We start from the raw sequence: 18694 nt of genomic DNA, 5'->3' as shown, positions 1-18694 counted from the left end.
CTGCTGGGACTATGTCGCATGCCGATTACTCAGGCGATCACGTCGTTGCGACTTGCAGGTGTGAAGGACACGACAAGTGTGACCGGTTTAGCCGGATAGTATTCTTGTGCAATGGCCGTATGGCCAAGGAATGCGATGACCAAAGCTGATGTCGCGCACAGCGAGCATCTGGTGAGGCTGGAGGCTTTCATGAGGTCTCCAATAGCAAGCTGTTGATTTCCACCCATAAGTGAACCACTAGCCCCCTTGCAGATAAAGCGTGGCACCTTCGCCACAGTTGGGCATTCTGAATCTGGGATATTTACTTAGAGGGCTATCAAAATTGTTAGATGGCTACCTATACTTCGTGAACCAGAGGAGCCACGATGAAATTGAGATTCATCTGAGGATGTGGACGCTGTAAGACTGTGCTTGGGGCTGCCCATGAAGAATCAAGCGCATTGTGAAGAAGAGGACCTGGGGTAAAAGGCCCTAAACAAAATGAAGGAGACATCAATGATCGGACTGGCCAAGCATGCTGTGGCATGCGCTGTGTTGCTCAACATTTGCCCAGCAGCGAACGCGCAAGGAGGTGTCACCATTTACGGACGCATGGACTCTGGCGTGGACTCACCTCGCTCTGGCGGCTCCAGCATCAATCGCGTGTATTCGGGCGGAAGTGCTGGTAGTAGCCTCGGTTTCCGAGGTGTAGAGAACTTGGGGGGAGGGCTCTCAGCCGTTTTTCGCCTAGAGCAAGGCCTCAACCTCGATGAAGGTACCTTGGCCCAAGGCGGGCGTGCTTTCGGGCGCGAAGCATCGGTGGGCCTCAGCGATACAAGGCTCGGTACCGTGCAGATGGGGCGTGTTCCTACACCCTACTATTCCGTCCAGAGTAATGTAGATGCCTTCATCTGGGAGGGGGCTGGAGGGCTGCTTTCGCTCACCCGGAACATCAACGCAACCACGCAGCGTCAGGTGTTGCCGATGGGTGTAGCGGCGCGTCAGGACAACGCCATCAGTTATGTGTCTCCGCGCTGGGGTGGCCTTGAGTTGCGTGGGCAGTATTCCTTTGGTGAGAAGTCTGCGACGATCGGGCGCGGTTATGGCGTATCTGCGCGCTACCAAGTTGGCGGCTTCGACCTCAATGCGGGCTTCCAGCGGCAGGAGGGTGCGGACAACACTGCCTCGGGCAAGATCTCGGCAATGGTGCTTGGCGGATCCTACGATGCCCGCTTCGCCAAATTTTTCCTCGGTACGACGGTTGAGAAGAACTCTTGCAGCACCTGCACCGGCGCCATTGCCCGACTGCCAGGAACTTTCATGAGCGAGTTCAGGTTGACCAACGTCGGCATGCGCGTGCCATTCGGGCCATTCACCACCATTGCCCAGTTCACCCGAGTGAATGACCGCTCCGACTACACGGCCTCGACTGGCAATCGTGATGCCAATTGGATTGCCCTTGGTGGTGACTATGACCTGTCTAAGCGGACGCGTCTCTACTTCGGCGTCGCGAGGATTACCAACAAGAACGGATCGCAGTACGTACTGGGTACCGGAACTGCTCAAGGCCCTGCAATGCTAGTAGGCTCGGCGAACGGAGCCTCGCGAAATATCTACATGGGAGTTCGGCACAACTTCTGAAAGCTGATCGCGGCGCAACTTGGCATCCCTTCAATGCTTTGATGGGCCTAACAGAAAGTATCTTGCTTGAGGCGAACCGTCCCAACCCCAGCCGTGGCTAGGCCACGGCCACCGTCTGAGGACGGCCCAGTTCAGTAAATCGATTCAAGATAGCTGCCCGGATGTGCAGTTCATTGACTTGGCGCTCAAAGGTTCGAGACATTGCTCGCTCACCCAGTCGCTTGATGCAGTTCATCTTGGTCCCCACCAAACTTCTTCGGTGGTAGCCGCTCCAGACTTTCCATATCTTTCTCCCAAACAGCCTGCATGCAGCTATTGCCGCATTGCGATGCGTAAAGGCGTCGCTCGAATACGGCAAGATTGAAGAGCACGGCATCTCGTGCTGCTATCACGGCATGAAGTTCGACGTCGATGGCACCTGCCTGGAAGTGCCCTTCCCTGAGGGCGAAGAGGAGGAAGGCGAGAGGTATCGCTGTTCCATTCGCCAGGGCGCCTACAAGACCGTCGAACGCCACGGCCTGGTGTTCGCCTACATGGGCCCACCGGAACAGGAGCCACCGTTCCCGGCATGGGAAGGCAACTTCACCTGCGCTGAGGGCGATGAACTGGTGCCCTACAGCAACTTCCAGCATGCAAACTGGCTGCAGGTGCAGGACAACTCGGCTGACAACTATCACACGATGGCGCTGCACGCGAAGCGTCAAGTGACGGGCGAGAACTACCAGGGCACCACGTTCGACGAGGTGGGTGCCGCGTCCATGGAGGTTCCGCCGGACATGCAGTTCGTGCCCATCCATGGCGGCCGGGGACTGGCATGTACGGGCGCCCGTCGGTCGGACGACGACCACATGTACATCCGCGTGCAGCACCAGGTGCTGCCCAACTTCAGCCTGCACGCCTACACCTCGGAAGACGGTCATGCCAAGAAGCTTTTCGGCCGCTTCCACATGATTCGATGGACGGTGCCGGTCGACGACGTGAATAGCAAGATGATTGGCTGGCGCGTCATGGGCCCTGGTATCGACACCCGTGGCATCGGCGACAAGAGCATGGTCGGTTACGAGACCATCGACTTCCTGGAGGGCCAGGTGGCCATGCGCCGGCCGGAGCGTTTCGGCAAGTACAAGCTCGAAGACATCCCTCCGATTCCCGCAGACCACCGCGCCCGCGAGAACTACAAGGAGTGCCAATACGCACCTGGCGACTACGAGGCCATCATCTCGCAGCGCCCCATCGCCGTGCATGCTCTGGAGAACCCAATCAAGTTCGACGCGGGGCTCTACATGTTCCGTAAGCTGCTCCGCGATGCAATTCGCGGTAACAATCCGAAGGCCAGTCCGGAAGCGTTCGCTGAATGGCTCCGCGACTTCGATGGCGAACCCAACAGCTACTGCTCGGGTAACGTTTTCGACTTGCCCGTCGGCCGCACCAAGGACGAAGAGGTCACTCTTCGCCGCTACCTTGCCAAGCAAGTGGTGAACATCATCACTGAGTCCGACTCTCTTCGGGGTGCAGAGCGCACCACATTCATCAAGGGCAAACTTGAAGACCTGCAGCAGGAAGTGCTAGCACGGAGAATGGCATGAATGCCCCAGTGGTATTTGAAGCGCTTGCCCCCTACAAGGAGGGCGAGCCCATCGAGATGGTCGTGCGCGCAATCCGGATGCAGGCCGAGGGCATTCACTCCTTCGAGCTAGTGCAGTCGGACGGCCTTGAGCTACCGGCTGTAGAAGCCGGAGCCCATGTGGATGTTCATCTGCCTGGCGGAGTTGTGCGCTCCTATTCGTTGGCCGGAGACCCAGCTCACCGGACACACTGGACTCTTGGTGTGCTCCGAGAGTTAAAGGGGCGCGGAGGCTCCAAGGCGATGCACGAGTCGCTTCGGGTCGGCGACACCGTGAAAATTGGCTGGCCTCGAAATGCTTTCAAGCTGGCTACCGGGGCTGCTCATAGCATCCTCGTGGCAGGCGGCATCGGCATCACGCCACTGAAAGCGATGGCCCATACGCTTGCAAGCAGGGGCGAGTCTTTCGAACTGCACTACTGCTCTCGAACGCCGAAACACGCGGCATTCATGGATGAATTGCGCTCTTTGGTGTCTGCCGAGCGCCTTCACATGCATCACGACGGTGGGGACCGTGCCAAAGCACTCGACCTGATCAAACTGCTGAAGTCCGCAGCACCGGGGACGCACGTCTACTACTGCGGACCTAGCGGCTTCATGGACGCATGTACGGAAGCCGCAAAGCATTGGCCATCGGGTACGGTGCACTGTGAACACTTTAAGGCACCAGAGCGTCCAAAGTCGGACGACACCCCGGCTGGGAGTTTCGAGGTCAAGCTTGCCAAGTCCGGCGAAACGGTTCAGGTGTTACCCGACCAAACCATCGTTCGCGCGCTGGAACTTGCGGGCCATCGGGTTGCCACATCTTGCCTTTCTGGCCTGTGTGGCGCCTGCAAGGTAGAGGTCCTGGAGGGTGAAGTAGACCATCAAGACTACATCCTGACGGACGAGGAGCGCACGCACTGCATGACTGCTTGCGTTTCTCGCGCCAAGAGCAAATGCTTGGTGCTGGACCTTTAGCAAGCAAGCGAGTCTTTGGTGTTGTTGGCCGGCGGGCAGCGAAAAAAAGAGAGCACTGCCAGTCCAGCTTCGTCGCTAGCCAATCTCTTGAGAGTCCGCTTTTGGCCTACAGCCGACGACGGCTTTGCGCGGCAGATTCAGCTGTCGCTCGGAGGGGCGTTGTTGCATTACAGGGACTGGTCTGCCCCCACTCCAGTAGACAATTCCCAGCCTCAAGCCCGGGCGCGCGCAAACGCCTCGGGGCTGATGCCACCCAGATGACTGTGACTGCGTGAGCGGTTGTAGAACACCTCGATGTAGTCAAACACATCGGCCCGGGCCATGTCCCGGGTCTTGTAGATCCGCTTGCGAATGCGTTCCTTCATCAGGCTGCTGAAGAACAACTCCATGACGGCATTGTCCCAGCAGTTGCCTCTGCGACTCATGCTGGGCACCAGACCCTGGGCTTGGCAGAAACGTTTGAATCCGCCTTGGCTGCCCTGATCGGAATGGACCAAGACCTCGACTGCTGGCCTGTGCCACCAAGCTGCAGCCAGCAACGCATCGAGCACGATGCTTACGGTTGAGGGTGGCCTTCATGGACCATCCCACCACCTTGCGTGAGTACAGGTCCACCACGGCAGCCAGGTACAACCAACCTTGCTCAGTGCGAATGTAGATACCGTCTTGAAAGTCAAGTGCTTGCAATGTTTCACTGCTCGGGTGGCGCATAGTCCTTGCCAGACTTAAGTACACCGAAACACAGATGAACCAACTTTCGCATGCAGGCGCCGAGTGCTGACATCTTGGACTTTCCCTGCGCGCATAGCCGCTCGTACAGTGCCTTGATTTCCGGGTTTACTTTCTTGGCAACAACAGCTGCCATGTATAGCGAGGCACGCACGCGGGGATTCCCAGCCTTCGACAGGCGAGCGCGTCCTTTGACGCTTACACCCGATTCCACCTTGACCGGAACTAGGCCAAGAAAGGCTGCGGCCTCCTTGGCACTGACGAAGGTGTTTGCGCCAAGAACAGCGGCCATTCGATTGGCTGTCTTCTCGCCGACAGCGGGAATGGTCCGAAGGCGCGCCACGTTCTCGCTCAGAGTAGGGCTGGATTCAATGAGGCTGTCGATCAGCTTGCGCAGAGATTTGCGCTGACCTCGAAGGAACTCGATGCTCTGGTCAATTGAGAGCAGAACGCAAGCCGCTGAGCGGCGAACTGAGGCTTGCTCCCGCCGATTCTGCTCGCGCCGCAGATCTGCCTCAACGCAGTCAAGGCGCATTAGCATGGCATTGAACTGTGCCAAGTCTTGTCGTACCGGTCGCCACGGCCTGGGGGCAGCCAAGCGGCCATAGTGAGCCAACAAGACCGCATCAATGGCATCCGTCTTGCTGAGCATGCCCAGGCCTCGCGCTAGCGAACGAACCTGCGCAGGATTGACCACCGAGACAAGCAGGCCCGCGTCATACAGCCGCGTTGCGGCGATTTCGTGATAGGCGGCTGTTGCCTCCATGACAAAGCGCCGCAGTTGATCCACGGCAATAGAGCGAGCCCAGGTGATCAAGTCCAGAACGCCCTGAGCATCATTGACAAAGGTTCGCGGTCGCTTGACAGGCTGACCCTGCTCGTCAAGAACCGCACAGTCCAATTTGTCGCGGGACACATCGATACCGAAATTAAGCATGACAACACTCCTGGTTATTGCGCCATGCCCTCTGGGCCGATCTACCTTGTCAATGCAGGCTCACCGCGCCGAGCGGGGCCTCTGCTACCGTCCGATCTCTGAATGGCGCAAAGGTGAGGCGGGGCGCTACATCTACATTCCAGGCTCGGTGCCTTACGTGATGTCCGTGCTGACCCCGCCTCGTGTGACGATAGCGAATCGTCACACAGCAAGATACAAGGTTATGTCAGTGACCCAGGCCTTGTCTGGGGCATCCACCGTGAACGGCCGCTGCAGATGGTTCGGAGCAATGATTGAAGGCCGGCCTGCAATGTACCGTGGCGCTTTGTAGCGGCTCTGCTGCGGCGCTTATCGACCAGGATGCCGATGCGTTGCTGTTCTCCGGCTTTTAGCGTGAAATTGACAAGCTGCAAGAGCTGCTGCCGCAAGTCGATGTGGCCACCGGTGAAGTGCCTGTGCGTGGCATCGTGTATGAGGTTGCCCGTGGTGACAAAACAGGCTCAGTCTTCGGATTCCTGGCAAACCTGCTGGGCGGCAAACTGAACATTAGTATCGGCACAGTGGCGGGCAGCCTGGACAACTTCATCCAGCTTAAAAACACGGCGCTCGATGCGGTGTTCTCTATGTTGGAAATGGATATCCGATACAAGGTGCTCTCCTTGCCTTCGCTACGAATCCAATCCGGTGCACGTGGCGTGTTCTCCGTTGGTCCGGAAGTGCCTGTCCTTGGCACGCTCTTCTATCGTGTCTACCGGGAGCTAGAACTGAACCTGCGTATCAAGCCCAGCAAACGATTGTTGCGGGAAAAGCCCGAGCCTCTGACGGTGCCCGAAAACTGCAATGCGGTCTGGTATGAGCATGCTTGAGGATGGCCGTAGCATCAGGTTGCTCAATGTCATCGATGACTTCAACCGCGAGGCGCTAGGCATGGAGGTGGACTTCTCACTGCCATCGTATCGTGTGATCCGGGTGCTGACGCAGATCATGGCCTGGAGTGGCAAACCTGAAGTGATTCGTTGTGAAAACGGGCCGGAATACATCAGTGCCACATTGCCTGCAGCCAGGGCATTCGTATTGAACACATCCAACCAGGCAAACCGCAACAAAACGCCTACGTGGAGCGCTTCAACAGAACGGTCCGCTATGAATGGCTGTCCCAGTATGATTGGAGCGACATTGACGAGGTGTGGGAGTTCGCTACGCAGTAGATGTGGAGCTGCAAGCATGAACGTCCAAACATGGCCTTGGGCGGTATCACCCCGAAACAGCTACTGGTCATGGCCGCATAGCTCTACTTCTCGGAGCGACGGAATTCGGGGGGTTACCGAACCCCATACTCCACCGTGCCGAGCCTACTGACTCAAAGTCACAGAATTGACCATGAAATTCACCCAACTGCCACTGCTCTCTGTATTTCTTATCGCCTCCACCCTTGCATGTGCGCAAGGCTCTCCAGTCATCGTGGTTCAGAAGTACGAACGAACGAGTTCATCGATCGTAGTGGAAGGGGTCGCCAACATCATTCCTCCGGGTACAAAAATGTGGGCAACAGTGATAAGCATCGACGGTAAGCCGCTGGACCGAGATCGCCACACAATGAAGACCGTAGAGAACATTTTTGTTGCTAACGATCGTTCGTTTAAAGCAACTATTAAGCGATATGGCAGTCTGGATGCATATTCTTTTCCAGACGGAAAGTATCGAATTGAGTTCTTCGCGATGTTCAATCAAATGTGGCAAACGAAAGAAGTCGCTCTCGCCGCGGGCATAAAACTCAATAACCAAGGTTATGAGGTATCCAGTGAACCTACTGCGCTTCCAAAATCGCCTGATCTTCCATATGACACTGTTTTGGGAGAAAGAAGCAGACAACTTAGAGCGATTCGCACGATCGACATCCGCCGCATGGCAGGCGAGGCATCAGAATACAAAACCAAAAGCATCCGAATCGACATTCTGGACATCAATGCGGCCAAAAAACCCGTTCGGTCGATACCGGCGACGGACATGCTTCATCGAGAGGTTTCCCGCAAGGTTGGTCGGCTCAAGCCCACAGAGGCCGTTTCTCTTGTCTGTGTAGGCCCATTCACGAACGGCTTCGGCTATCTCGCCAACGATCTTTATTTTTCAGGAGGAACTCCTAACCGTGAGTTCGTGACGGCGTTTGCCACAACCCTCTCTGATCTTTGCCGTCAGCAAGAGGACCGATTTAATAGTCGCAACAAGCACTGATGCCAAGTGCGAGTACTAAATAAAGTCCAATAAAAAAATGCCACCAGGTGAGTAAGCCTGGTTCAAAAAACTCTGTATTGAAGGCGAGGGCTACCGCCTCAAACGGGTAGGCTAAACTTCATTAAAAAAAGCGCCTTTTGAGGTGCTTTTTACTCCCGGTAATGCAACGTTGCCACTAGCTGAGTGACTGCTAAGGATCGAGGCTGTGTGAAAACGGATCAAGCACTGAGCTCGGCAAAAACTGACTTCTCAGATCGCTCTGTATGCGTTTTTCTTGCCCTAGGGAATGGTTAGAAGACCCCTGAATTTCTTAGTTGAACGAGTTTTTACACAGCCTCGGTCGAAGCAGCCGTTAAAGTTACGGTCTATATGGCCACCAAATTGTGGTTCACGGTCCATGTAATTTCAGCGGCCTGTCTACGGAGCACTGGAATGGGTGCTCAACTAAGACCGGAATCTGCATTAGCTGCCGGTCGTTTTCCGGTCCATAGCTGGGTGTCTGGTACTTGTCTAGTGCAGCAATCGTGGACCGACGACGGACCAGACGAGTTGTGGAGGCCTTGCGGTACAAGGTTTGATGGACGAGACAAAAGGATTGGCAGTCCTTTTTTGCCGAACTCATAATCCTTTGGTCGTCGGTTCAAGTCCGCCACGCCCTACCAGATAGCCATTTCTGGTATTTAAAAGCCTGCTAATTTTTGTGGCGAGCTTTTTTGTTTATATTCCTGGTTTCGGTCTGGTTTCGGTCTGGTTTCGGTCTGGTTTCGGTCTGGTTTCGGTCTGGTTTCGGTCTGGTTTCGGTCTGGTTTCGGTATTTTCAAGATGTGGCTGTACTTTCCTGGAAAATGACTGTTGGTGTAGTTTGAGAGATCGAGTCCTGTGACGAGGTGTGTTCGTCACGATGCTTCAACACTAGGCGCACTGCTTGCTTGCTACTTCGGGGGGATTATTTCGTCATTGACTCCATGTTTGAAAATCATGGAGCCTCTGTGATTCTGAACTGCCGCTAGGATTGTTCACTATTGCAGGATAGGCAAAACACCGGATGGCCTCAAATTCATGTGTTAACTTACCGGGAAGTCAGTGACTTGGAGAGTCACAGACCAACTTGGAACCCGTATGCAGGCAGGTTTCATTGTCGAGATGTGCTCCGCAACTTACCGTCTTATGAGTAACTGGCGGCTGCAATATGTCTCTCCCCAGCACAGGCTTCAGCGTAAAGCTCTCTGGGCTTTGCAGTGCGGCTTGCACTGGTACAGAAAGAGAAGATGAAGACAGGAAAAATCGCCGTCATGGGAGGCTTGGCCTTGATCCTCGCAGCGTGCGGCAATCCGAAGGATGCGACCAAGAGCAATTTCAGCAAGTCCATCCAGGCCTACCTAGATACGCAGCACGGGCTATGTGCTGCCCTCCCTGCGATGGAAGTGCCGTTCACCCTGGAGAATAAAGGTGGGTTCAATGCGGATGCCAAAAAGCGCGCAGACGCTCTGGTAGACGCAGGATTGCTGACAAAGCGGGATACCGAAATCAAGGCCATGTTTGGCAACAGGATGGAGCCCGCCACCGAGTACCAAGTTTCCGATTTTGGGAAAACACATCTCACTCCCAAGGCGGCTGATACCTTGGGGCGGCAAGACGCCTTCTGTTCTGGCAAGTATGTGATGGTTGACGTGGACAACTTCACCGAGCCAAGCGACATGATGGGTATGAAGGTGTCTCGGGTGAACTACCGCTACAAGGTCGATGGGATCGCCGATTGGGCGAAGTCTGAAGCACTGCGTACCAGTTACAAAAACATTGCGGAGCAGTCGAAAGGTGACATTAAAAGCAAGGCTGCGCTTATCCTTACCAATAACGGTTGGATACACGAACGCTTGTTCAAACAGTGATTGGGGCTTGATGCCCTGATCTATTCAGGATAGCCATAAGGTAGCGCTCAACGAGATAATGCCGTTCACTTAAGCGGGTGAACGGCATTTTGTGAGTTACTGATGCGAAGGGTGTTAATTTCCACGCAAAACTGACCCGCCGGGGCTAGTGTGTTACTTCTGGGTTGAAGTCAGCATCCTTGGCGGTTGAATTCGATTCCGGTCTGGGGCTACATATCCAGCACGAGCATGGGGGTGCGCGAGCGCGAGCAGCACGGCAGAAAGCTGTCGTTGCGCTTTTGTTCAACCGGGGAGAGAAACATGTCCCGATGGTCCGGCTCTCCCTCCAATACGCGGGTGAGGCAGGTTCCGCAGACCCCTTGCTCGCAGGAGGTCGAAAGTGCGACTCCTGCAGCGGCCAGCGCCTGCGTTACGGACTGGTCCTTCAGCACCGGAATCACGCGTCCGGTATGGGCAAGCTTGATGTCGAAGGCCGCATCGGTGTCGTGAGACACAGTGCTGGCGCTGAAGAATTCGTAGTGCAGGTTCTGCTCCGCCCAGCCCTGGCGGCGGGCCGTTTCCAGCACCGCGTCCATGAACCCTCTGGGTCCGCAGACATACAAGTGCCGGTCGGGGGTCGGATCGCCGATCAGTGCGGGCAGGCCGGCAGGATGCTCATCATCATGGTGGAAGCGGGTCTGGGGTGCAAAGGCAGATTGCGCAATGCTGTCTCGGAAGGCCGTGCGCTCGCGTGAGCGGGTGCAGTAGTGCAGCGTGAAGTCGGCCTGCTGCGACGACAGGTGGTGAGCCATGCAGACAATGGGCGTGATGCCGATGCCGCCAGCCAGCAGCAGGCTGTGGCCCGCGACAGGCGCCAGCGGGAACAGGTTGCGGGGCATGCCGATGGTGATCGCCTGACCTTCCTGCACTAGGTCGTGGACGGCCTGGGAGCCTCCGCGCGAGCTAGGATCCCTGAGGATGGCGATCATGTAGCGGTGCTGCTCGGCGGGATCGTTGAGCAGCGAGTACTGCCGTATGAGTCCGTTGGGCAGATGGACATCGATATGGGAGCCTGCGGAGAAAGAGGGTAGAAGTTCTCCGTCGGCATGGACCAGTTCAAGGCTGCAGATGTCCGGTGTTTCCTGGGTCTTGCGGGCAACCCTAACCCTCAGAGTGGCGGCAGTCATGAGGGTACTTTCAGATGCTGTAGGTCTCGTAGGTGGAGGGGTGGAAGAGTTCTTCCACAGCCATCAGGCGGGCCGAGAGGCCTTGGGCATGGTGGTGGCGGACGAAGGCCTCCAGGGTTCGGCGCGAAGCGGCCACGCCGTAGGGCCAGTAGTCGTCGCCCAGAGTGGATTTCGCGGCGCGTATCTGCTCTTCAACGAACGGCAGAGTGACCTTGGTCGCGGAGGTGTCCTCCAGCAAGTCGAGCGCTGCCTGCTTGGCTTGCGAAAATGCCTTGAATACGGCCGAGGGCAGCCATGGGTGCTGAGCGGCGAGTTCCTTGCGGATACCCACGATGTGCATGATCGGAAAAATGCCCGTGCGGCGGTAATAGTCCTTGGCCGCGGCTGTCGGATCGTCGTAGAGCCAGCCGATGTTGGGGTTGCGCAAGGCAGTGCTGGCTGGTGGGCGTGGACCGATGAATCCGTCGATGTCGCCACGGTCCAGCAGGGCGGAGATGGTTTCGCCCTCCGGAGCGTTTTCGATATGGATGTCGCTGGGCAGGGCCAGTTTGATTTTTTCCGGCCGTGCTGCCGTCTCAATTCCTCCGCGGACCCAATGCACATCACAGGGGCGAACACCATGATCTGCTTCCAGGATGGCGCGAGCCCAGACATTAGCCGTGAGTTGGTATTCCGGCAAGCCGATGCGCTTTCCCTTGAGATCCTCGGGCCGTTGGATGCGATCCTTGCGAACGTAGATTGACGTGTGGCGAAAGGCTCGTGAGACAAAGACTGGAATCCCGATATAGGGGCAGGAGTCTTGGGAATGCTTGACCAGATAGCTGGAGAAGGAAATTTCCGTGATGTCGAAATCCTGGCTCCGCATGGCGCGGAAAAACATTTCCTCTGGATTGAGAAGCATGAATACCGGGTCCACGCCATCGATTTGCACCCGCCCGTCGTAGAGGGGGCGCGTGCGGTCGTAGTCGCCCATGGCGACCGAGAGTCGGAGTTTGTTCATGGTGTTTCCTGTGTCAGATTAGGGGGCCGATTTGCTGGTGGATTTCGCCAGGGGTGTCCAGCGGGAGATTTCGGTCTGGACGTAGCGCGTGAATGTTGAGGCGTTCCAGTCCTGTGGCTCGATGCCTTCTGACGCATACAGCTTCTGCATTGCATCGGACTTGAGCCCCCGCCGCACTTCCTCATTGATCTTGGTTACCAGGGCCGGTGCCATGCCTGCAGGACCGGACAGGGCAAACCAGGTCGTCGCTGTCAGGGAGGGGTAGCCCAGCTCCGCGAATGTCGGCAGTGAAGGCATGTCGGGCAGGCGCGCCGGCGAGGTGATGGCAAGCGCGTTGAGCTTGCCGGCCTTGATATAGGCGCTTGCCGTGCGGTAGGTTACGAACGCCGCTGGAATCTGGCCGCCCAGCAGATCCGTCACTGCTGGGTTGGCGCCCTTGTAGCCCACTCTGGTCTGTTTGTACTTCGCGTTGTGCGCGAAGACCGAACCGATCAGATCACCGTGTGTGCCCAGGCCGGGAGAGCCCCAACTCAGGCCGCCTTGCAGCCCGCGTGCATAGGCCACGAACTCGGCGAGCGTCTTTGCGGGAAGCGACGGATGCACTACCAGCACCGTGGGCGGTCCCCCCAGCATCGCTATGTGCGTGAAGTCGGCTACTGGATCAAAAGCCTTGATGTCCACGGGAGCGATGACGTGCGAGCCGACACCAGAGAGCACCAGGGTATAGCCGTCCGGTACGGCCTTGGCCACCTGCGCCGAACCGATGGTGCCGGCTCCGCCCGCGCGGTTATCGACGACGAAAGGCTGCTTGTAGACCGTTTGCAGATGCTGGGCGATTGCGCGGCCCAGTGCGTCCGCCGTTCCGCCCGGAACATAGGGCACGACGATGCGTACTGCCTTGTTGGGCCAGGTTGCCACCTCCGGGCTCTGTGCATTTGAATTTAGGGCCAGGGAGCCCAAAACGCCGGCGCAAAGCAAGGCTCGGCGGGTGATTCTTTCCATCATCAAAGTCTCCTTTTCTTGTGTTCAGCCGCTTGCTCCGGCTTGGGAAGGAATGTATCATCGTTCTTTCATAAGGAAAACAGTTCTTCTATATGGAACAAAAAGGAGATGTGCAATGTTGAAGCAAGAGCAGAATGAATTGGTGACTCGAACGAATGCGGGAACCCCGATGGGGGAGGTGTTCAGGCGCTATTGGCTGCCGGCGCTGCTGTCGCAGGAACTGCCCGCGCCGGACTGTCCTCCGGTGCGGGTCAAGCTGCTGGGCGAGTCACTGATCGCGATCCGTGACACGCAGGGGCGTCTGGGGGTGATGGATGAGTTCTGCGCCCATCGCGGCGTGTCACTTTGGTTCGGACGCAATGAGGACAACGGCATTCGCTGCCCTTATCACGGCTGGAAGTACGACGTCTCCGGCCGATGCGTGGAAGTTCCTTCGGAACCGGAAGGCAGCCGGTATTGCGAGCGCATCAAGCTCAAGTCCTATCCGCTGATCGAACGCGGTGGCGTGGTATGGATCTACATGGGACCGCCCGAGCTACAGCCTCCTGCACCCGAGTGGGAGTTCGCCACCGTGCCCGCCAATCAGAGCTTCATGTCCAAGCGTCTGCAGGAGTGCAACTGGCTGCAGGCCCTTGAAGGCGGCATTGATTCGAGCCACGTCTCCTTTCTGCACAGCGGCGGATTGCAGCACGACCCCTTGTTCAAGGGCGCCAAGGGCAATGAATACAACATGAACGACTTGCGCCCGCAGTTCGAGGTGGCGGAGGCTGACGGCGGCCTGTTCATCGGCGTGCGGCGCAAGGCCGAGCCCGGTTCGCTCTATTGGCGCATCACGCCGTGGATTCTTCCCTGCTTCACCATGGTGCCTCCGCGCGGCGACCACCCCGTACACGGTCACTTCTGGGTGCCTATCGACGATGAAAATTGCTGGGCCTGGAGCTTTGACTATCACCCCACCCGGCCGCTTACGGAGCAGGAGGTGGAGGCCATGCACAACGGCGCCGGGATTCACTGCAAGTACGTTCCCGGAACGTTTATTCCATTGGCAAACAAGTCCAACGATTACCTGATGGATCGCGAAAAGCAGAGAACCGGCGAGCTGTACAGTGGGGTTGAAAGCATCGCGATTCAGGACTCCTCGCTGCAGGAAAGCATGGGGCCTATCCAGGACCGCACGCGTGAAAACCTCACCGGCACGGATCGCGGCATTGTTCAGGCCCGGCGGCGCCTCATGGCGGCAGCCATGGCACTGGCCGAATCGGGAACACCGCCTCCGGGCACCGAGCCAAGCCAGCAGAAGGTGCGTTCCGTGGCAATTGTGTTGCCCGAAGGCGCAGTCTTCCACGAAGCCGCGCGCGATGCGCTGCGCGCAGAACCCGGCAAACCGCACGCTACCGTATGACTGATCGTTCCATCATCCGGGCAGCGGTCGCTGTCGAGCCTGGGCGCACCGAGATTCAGGAACTGAAGGTGCCGGAGCCCGGCGCCGACTCCGGGCTTTTGCGGGTCGCCATTACAGGTGTCTGCGGAAGCGATTGGGGTTACTACCAGAACCTGCCGCGCTCGCGCGGACCGCTGATCCTAGGGCATGAAACTGTTGGCTACGTGGAGCGGATCGGCTCCCTTGCCGCTCAGCAGTGGAAAGTCAAGGAAGGCGAACTAGTCGCACTGGAGGAGTACCTGCCGTGCGGGCACTGCGAGTACTGCCGCTCCGGCGAGTTCCGCCTGTGTCATGCGACCGATTGGAGGCTGGGCGGCATGCGCTATGGCGCGACGGCCTTGAGCAAGGAACCGGGGTTGTGGGGCGGCTTCGCACAGGCTCAGCACTTGCATCTCAACACCGTGTTTCATCGTGTTCCAACGGGGGTGACGCCCCGGCATGCGGCGCTGGCGTTGCCGTTGTCCAACGGCATCGAGTGGGCCTATCTCCAGGGGGGCGCAGGTCCAGGTCAGACGGTGGTGATCCAGGGACCGGGACAGCAAGGACTTGCCTGTGCTGTTGCTGCCCGGGAGGCTGGCGCACAGTGCGTGATCGTCACAGGGCTGTCGAACGAAACGGACCGGCAGCGCCTTGCCCTGGCCAGGGAACTTGGCGCGCACCATACGATTGACATCGAGCAGGAGGATCTGTTGGAGACCGTCGCAGACATCACGGGTGGCCACATGGCCGATCTCGTGATCGATTGCGCCTCAGGCGGGCCGGCTTCGGTTTCCAGTGCCATCCAGCTCGCCCGCAAGCGAGGCACGGTCATCCTCGCGGGCCAGAAAAGGCAGCCTGTTCCCGCGTTTGACAGTGACAGTATCATTGCCAACTTCCTCACTGTTAAAGGGATGCGCGGGCACTCTTATGAGTCGGTCGAACTGGCGCTGCAATTGATTGCAGGTAATCGCCATGGCGTCACGAAGATGTGTACGCACACCTTTTCCCTGGAGGAGACCGATCTTGCCCTTAGGTCTCTGGTGGGTGACGGAGTGGAAGGGGCGATCCATACAACCATTGATCCTGAACGTTGAGCACGAAAGACAACACTGACGAAAGCCGCAACCTGTCTTCGGTAGGCGCGGCACTGCGCCTGCTGAAGACATTCACGGCCGAAGAGCCCGAACTGGGCATCACCGAGCTTGCTAGGCGTCTTGGTGTCGCCAAAAGCACGGCCCATCGGCTCGCGGCGACCTTGGTTGCCGAGGGATTTCTTGAGCGCATTCCGACGGGCAGCGGTTACCGCCTGGGCCTGCTGCTTTTCGCGATGGGAACCTTGGTGCGGCGGCGCATGAATGTTGCGGAGGAGGCTGCACCGCTGCTGCATGCGCTGGGCGAGCAAAGCGGTGAAACCGTGCATCTCGCGGTGCTGCACGGCAGTGAAATCCTGTATCTGCGCAACATTGAAAGCCGGCATGCCATTCGTCCGCGTTCCTATCTGGGCGTGCGCAAACCGGCGTTCTGTACCAGCGAAGGCCGAGCCCTGCTTGCCTTCAGCCCACCCACGGTACAGGCCAAGATATTGCGTGGCCCCCTGGAGGCACGGACATCGAATACCGTGACCGACAAGGCAAAGCTGGCCCATTTGCTGGAAAAAGTGCATGGCGCCGGATGTGCCGTGGACGACGAGGAAAGCGAAGAGGGGATGAGGGGCGCTGCTGCACCGATCTTCGATGCATCCGGGGCCGTGGTGGCCGCGGTGGGCCTGGCTGTGCCGACTTCGCGCTTTCCGAAAGCCAAAACGAATCAATTCACGAGCATGGTGATCGAGACGGCGCACGCGATCTCGCAGCGGCTCGGCCACGAGTCCTGATCCCTGCTATGAAAAACTCCCCCATTCCCGTCTGGGTCGTCACAGGCTATCTGGGCAGCGGCAAGACCACATTGCTGAACCGATGGCTGCGCCACGCCGGGCTGGCGCATGCGGTGCTGATCATCAATGAAATTGGGGAAGTTGGGCTCGATGACCACATCCTGTCTCGCAGCGCCGATAGCGCCTCGACGCTTTTGGCCAACCAGTGCATCTGCTGCAACGGCCTGCCCGGCCTGGAGGGGACGCTGACCGAGCTTTGGTGGGCACGGCTGCGGCGCGAGCGGCCCCACTTCGATACTGTAGTGATCGAGACGACGGGCTTGGCCGCGCCGGGGCCGATCAGCCAACTCTTCGAACTGGTGCCGCTTTTGCGGGAGCGCTATGTGCTGCATGCCGTTGTGACGACCGTGAGTGCCACGGCCGGGTGCGAGGGCATCGAAGCCCAGACGCAAGCCCGTGAACAACTTCAAGCGGCGGATACGGTGGTGTTCACCAAAGTGGATCGTGCCGAACCCGCTGCCATCGCGTCGCTGTCCACTTTGATCCAAGCATATGCGCCTCAGGCCCGAGTTTTGCAGTCGGCGATGGCTTCTCTCGACTGGAATGACATGGCCGCCGCCACTCCGGGTCGGTCGCTCGGCAACCGCTTATCCGCGGCCGTGCCTCGTGGAGCTGGATTCGCAGCGGTCCGTCTCGGCGGACGTTCGGGCTATGCGCCGATAGGCGAGTCTGTGCATGGCGTCCAAAGCCGCTTCATTCCCTTGCCGCAGCCCATGGCGCTTGATGCATGGAAGGCCTGGCTTGGTTCACGGTTGGGGGCGCACCTGCTGCGTCTCAAGGGGGTAGTGTTATTGGACGAGGGCTTACCGCTGCTGGTCCAGTGGTCACAGGGCGATGAGTATCCGCTCTTGCAACCCTTCGAAGGTTCTTGCCCATCGCCTGGGCTCACGGAAATACACTCGCAGTGAGCGAATCGGCCATTGGGTGGGTGTTTGGATTTGGCAGAGGCTATGCATAGATGGCTGCTTGCGCAGACGACCCCTCCCACCCCACCTAATAGCGTCGATATAAAACTGAGCAGCATGCAATCTTTGGACTCTGCATGACTACCGATCTGAAGGCAAGCCAACGCACTTGGGTGGAGCAGGCGCCTCGACGAAGTCATTGTCTTTGTTGGAGGTGCTTTTATGCAAGCGACCTTTATCGGAGTAGATGTCTCCAAAGCGGAACTTGTCATCAGCATTGGCGATCACGCGCTGGTTGACCTCGTTGTGTCCCGCGACAAATTGGACTGTGCGGTTCTTGACGAGCAGGGTCAGCGTGTCAAGCGACCGCGAACCTTTGTCAATGATGGTCAGGGCGTTCTGGACTTGATCACCTGGGCTCGCTCTATCGCCGTGGATCGCCGCAACGCGGCTGTATGACGCGGGCCTACTTGTCTCGGTGGTCAATCCTGCGCAGGTTCGTTCGCTAGCGCGAGGCCTGGGCATGCTCCGCAAGACGGATGCCATTGATGCGGTCTTGTTGGCTCATTATGGTCGCTTGGCTGCCCCCAGGCCGTGGCGGCACGTAGAAGCGGTCCTTCGAGCCAGTACTTAGCAAACCGCGCAATCGAGTGGCGGGTCCCGAGGGTGAAGCGGCCGTTCAGGACAGACTGCGCTCAACGACTGGTGTTGGCCCTTGTTGTGGCTCAGGCACTGGGCCATGAATGACTCAGATCAGACTGAAGTTGTAGTTCGGAGGTGCACTATGGGAGTCTGCTCATGGCCGAACTCAGTCGGTCACGAACAGCAGCCTTGTCAGTCGCAACCGGCACAGGTGGTCAACTCAGCCGGAATCCGCACATTCGTGCGCACGTCTCAGGATGTCTGTTTCTTGGCCCATCCGAGAACTCAAACTACCACTCATGAGCGCCCCTTCACGCCGACGTAACTTTGTGACACATCAAGTCTGGAAGCAGTAAGACGATGAAGCAGAACCTATTTGCAGATCTACCCCAATTCGGCCCTCAATTAGCGTCGACTCATTACTAGGTGTTCCGAGACAGCACTTATGTCAGTTGGAGGTCGTTAAGCAGACCAAGCCTATGCAGGTTCACGACCTCACGCTCCCGCTTGTGCGCGAGAGCCGCAAAGTGGATGAGGTGTAGCGAGTGAGGAACAGCAATAGATCTGAATATTGGCGATTGAGCGGTAGCAGATCGCATAAAACTTGATATACATCAAGAGCTTGCATCCATCGG

15 protein-coding genes and 5 pseudogenes are annotated in these 18694 nt (G+C 57.9%); 12 read left to right on the top strand and 8 right to left on the bottom strand.

Annotated elements, in window-relative coordinates:
• Positions 1-29: 29 nt before the first annotated feature.
• Positions 30-191, bottom strand: a complete 162-nt coding sequence (locus F0P97_RS15430; RefSeq protein ID WP_003054425.1) for a hypothetical protein — start codon at positions 189-191, stop codon at positions 30-32.
• Positions 192-495: 304 nt separating this feature from the next.
• Here F0P97_RS15430 and F0P97_RS15425 point away from each other — a divergent pair, with 304 nt between their 5' ends.
• Complete coding sequence (locus F0P97_RS15425; RefSeq protein ID WP_003054426.1) at positions 496-1620, top strand: porin; 1125 nt, start codon at positions 496-498, stop codon at positions 1618-1620.
• A 97-nt stretch (positions 1621-1717) separates the two neighbouring features.
• On the opposite strand, the pseudogene F0P97_RS15420 reads toward F0P97_RS15425, so the two are convergent.
• A pseudogene (locus F0P97_RS15420) lies at positions 1718-1948 on the bottom strand (IS5/IS1182 family transposase); the annotation flags it as partial.
• 10 nt (positions 1949-1958) lie between these two features.
• On the opposite strand from F0P97_RS15420, the pseudogene F0P97_RS15415 reads away from it, so the two are divergent.
• Together F0P97_RS15415 and F0P97_RS15410 are read left to right on the top strand one after the other, a co-directional pair.
• Positions 1959-3206 (top strand): annotated as a pseudogene (locus F0P97_RS15415) (Rieske 2Fe-2S domain-containing protein); the annotation flags it as partial.
• Complete coding sequence (locus F0P97_RS15410; protein WP_003054430.1) at positions 3203-4204, top strand: PDR/VanB family oxidoreductase; 1002 nt, start codon at positions 3203-3205, stop codon at positions 4202-4204. The pseudogene F0P97_RS15415 and the gene F0P97_RS15410, both read left to right, overlap by 4 nt.
• Before the next feature lie 212 nt (positions 4205-4416).
• Here the strand turns inward: F0P97_RS15410 and F0P97_RS15405 are convergent.
• From F0P97_RS15405 to F0P97_RS28080, 3 genes and pseudogenes are all read right to left on the bottom strand, one after another.
• Positions 4417-4870: pseudogene (locus tag F0P97_RS15405) on the bottom strand (IS3 family transposase); the annotation flags it as partial.
• Between the two features lie 25 nt (positions 4871-4895).
• Positions 4896-5870: an IS110 family transposase gene (locus F0P97_RS15400; protein WP_003054435.1), complete on the bottom strand. Its 975-nt coding sequence runs from the start codon at positions 5868-5870 to the stop codon at positions 4896-4898.
• 204 nt (positions 5871-6074) lie between these two features.
• Positions 6075-6200 (bottom strand): annotated as a pseudogene (locus F0P97_RS28080) (IS3 family transposase); the annotation flags it as partial.
• Positions 6201-6610: 410 nt separating this feature from the next.
• Between F0P97_RS28080 and F0P97_RS15395 the strand changes: the two are divergent.
• The 3 genes and pseudogenes from F0P97_RS15395 to F0P97_RS27680 all read left to right on the top strand — a co-directional run.
• Positions 6611-7159 (top strand): annotated as a pseudogene (locus tag F0P97_RS15395) (transposase); the annotation flags it as partial.
• 91 nt (positions 7160-7250) lie between these two features.
• The gene (locus F0P97_RS15390) at positions 7251-8102 is read left to right on the top strand and encodes a hypothetical protein (RefSeq protein ID WP_003054440.1); all 852 of its coding nucleotides are present in this window, start codon (positions 7251-7253) and stop codon (positions 8100-8102) included.
• A 1268-nt stretch (positions 8103-9370) separates the two neighbouring features.
• Positions 9371-9991, top strand: a complete 621-nt coding sequence (locus F0P97_RS27680; RefSeq protein ID WP_034400986.1) for a hypothetical protein — start codon at positions 9371-9373, stop codon at positions 9989-9991.
• Between the two features lie 209 nt (positions 9992-10200).
• On the opposite strand, the gene F0P97_RS15380 is transcribed toward F0P97_RS27680, so the two are convergent.
• From F0P97_RS15380 to F0P97_RS15370, 3 genes are read right to left on the bottom strand one after another with little or no spacing between them, the layout of a single operon-like run.
• Positions 10201-11157 (bottom strand): PDR/VanB family oxidoreductase, encoded by a 957-nt coding sequence (locus F0P97_RS15380; protein ID WP_003054445.1) that lies wholly within the window; start codon positions 11155-11157, stop codon positions 10201-10203.
• A gap of 10 nt (positions 11158-11167) precedes the next feature.
• On the bottom strand, positions 11168-12157 hold the full coding sequence (locus F0P97_RS15375) for an ABC transporter substrate-binding protein (protein WP_003054448.1): 990 nt from the start codon (positions 12155-12157) through the stop codon (positions 11168-11170).
• Positions 12158-12175: 18 nt separating this feature from the next.
• Entirely contained in the window at positions 12176-13075 is a 900-nt protein-coding gene (locus F0P97_RS15370) for a tripartite tricarboxylate transporter substrate binding protein (protein WP_050785733.1), read from the bottom strand.
• Positions 13076-13274: 199 nt separating this feature from the next.
• Here F0P97_RS15370 and F0P97_RS15365 point away from each other — a divergent pair, with 199 nt between their 5' ends.
• The 6 genes from F0P97_RS15365 to F0P97_RS28075 all read left to right on the top strand — a co-directional run bounded on the left by F0P97_RS15365 (position 13275) and on the right by F0P97_RS28075 (position 18051).
• Positions 13275-14561 carry an aromatic ring-hydroxylating dioxygenase subunit alpha gene (locus tag F0P97_RS15365; protein WP_003054454.1) on the top strand — a complete coding sequence of 429 codons (1287 nt, stop codon included), beginning with the start codon at positions 13275-13277 and terminating at the stop codon, positions 14559-14561.
• Positions 14558-15673, top strand: coding sequence for a zinc-dependent alcohol dehydrogenase (locus tag F0P97_RS15360; RefSeq protein ID WP_003054457.1), 1116 nt, complete (start codon positions 14558-14560; stop codon positions 15671-15673). The genes F0P97_RS15365 and F0P97_RS15360 overlap by 4 nt, the downstream gene beginning before the upstream one ends.
• Positions 15670-16452, top strand: a complete 783-nt coding sequence (locus tag F0P97_RS15355) for an IclR family transcriptional regulator (RefSeq protein ID WP_003054461.1) — start codon at positions 15670-15672, stop codon at positions 16450-16452. The genes F0P97_RS15360 and F0P97_RS15355 overlap by 4 nt, the downstream gene beginning before the upstream one ends.
• 8 nt (positions 16453-16460) lie before the next feature.
• Positions 16461-17420 carry a CobW family GTP-binding protein gene (locus tag F0P97_RS15350; protein WP_003054463.1) on the top strand — a complete coding sequence of 320 codons (960 nt, stop codon included), beginning with the start codon at positions 16461-16463 and terminating at the stop codon, positions 17418-17420.
• 219 nt (positions 17421-17639) lie between these two features.
• A complete protein-coding gene (locus F0P97_RS15345; RefSeq protein WP_003054465.1) occupies positions 17640-17876 on the top strand; it encodes a hypothetical protein in 237 nt (78 codons plus the stop codon).
• 19 nt (positions 17877-17895) lie between these two features.
• Positions 17896-18051 carry a hypothetical protein gene (locus tag F0P97_RS28075; protein ID WP_172671687.1) on the top strand — a complete coding sequence of 52 codons (156 nt, stop codon included), beginning with the start codon at positions 17896-17898 and terminating at the stop codon, positions 18049-18051.
• The last annotated feature ends 643 nt before the right edge of the window (positions 18052-18694 follow it).

Source organism: Comamonas testosteroni, from assembly GCF_014076415.1.
In the GTDB taxonomy this organism is placed as follows: Bacteria; Pseudomonadota; Gammaproteobacteria; order Burkholderiales; family Burkholderiaceae_C; genus Comamonas; species Comamonas testosteroni_F.
The sequence above is the reverse complement of the archived record's forward strand: the minus strand, read 5'-3'. Positions and strand labels throughout refer to the sequence as shown.

Coding starts and splice junctions, on each gene's coding strand:
- F0P97_RS15425 (WP_003054426.1), top strand. CDS start 496: ATGATCGGACTGGCCAAGCATGCTGTGGCATGCGCTGTGTTGCTCAAC.
- F0P97_RS15400 (WP_003054435.1), bottom strand. CDS start 5,870: ATGCTTAATTTCGGTATCGATGTGTCCCGCGACAAATTGGACTGTGCG.
- F0P97_RS27680 (WP_034400986.1), top strand. CDS start 9,371: ATGAAGACAGGAAAAATCGCCGTCATGGGAGGCTTGGCCTTGATCCTC.
- F0P97_RS15430 (WP_003054425.1), bottom strand. CDS start 191: ATGAAAGCCTCCAGCCTCACCAGATGCTCGCTGTGCGCGACATCAGCT.
- F0P97_RS15365 (WP_003054454.1), top strand. CDS start 13,275: ATGTTGAAGCAAGAGCAGAATGAATTGGTGACTCGAACGAATGCGGGA.
- F0P97_RS15345 (WP_003054465.1), top strand. CDS start 17,640: ATGCAAGCGACCTTTATCGGAGTAGATGTCTCCAAAGCGGAACTTGTC.
- F0P97_RS15380 (WP_003054445.1), bottom strand. CDS start 11,157: ATGACTGCCGCCACTCTGAGGGTTAGGGTTGCCCGCAAGACCCAGGAA.
- F0P97_RS15360 (WP_003054457.1), top strand. CDS start 14,558: ATGACTGATCGTTCCATCATCCGGGCAGCGGTCGCTGTCGAGCCTGGG.
- F0P97_RS15350 (WP_003054463.1), top strand. CDS start 16,461: ATGAAAAACTCCCCCATTCCCGTCTGGGTCGTCACAGGCTATCTGGGC.
- F0P97_RS15375 (WP_003054448.1), bottom strand. CDS start 12,157: ATGAACAAACTCCGACTCTCGGTCGCCATGGGCGACTACGACCGCACG.
- F0P97_RS15410 (WP_003054430.1), top strand. CDS start 3,203: ATGAATGCCCCAGTGGTATTTGAAGCGCTTGCCCCCTACAAGGAGGGC.
- F0P97_RS15390 (WP_003054440.1), top strand. CDS start 7,251: ATGAAATTCACCCAACTGCCACTGCTCTCTGTATTTCTTATCGCCTCC.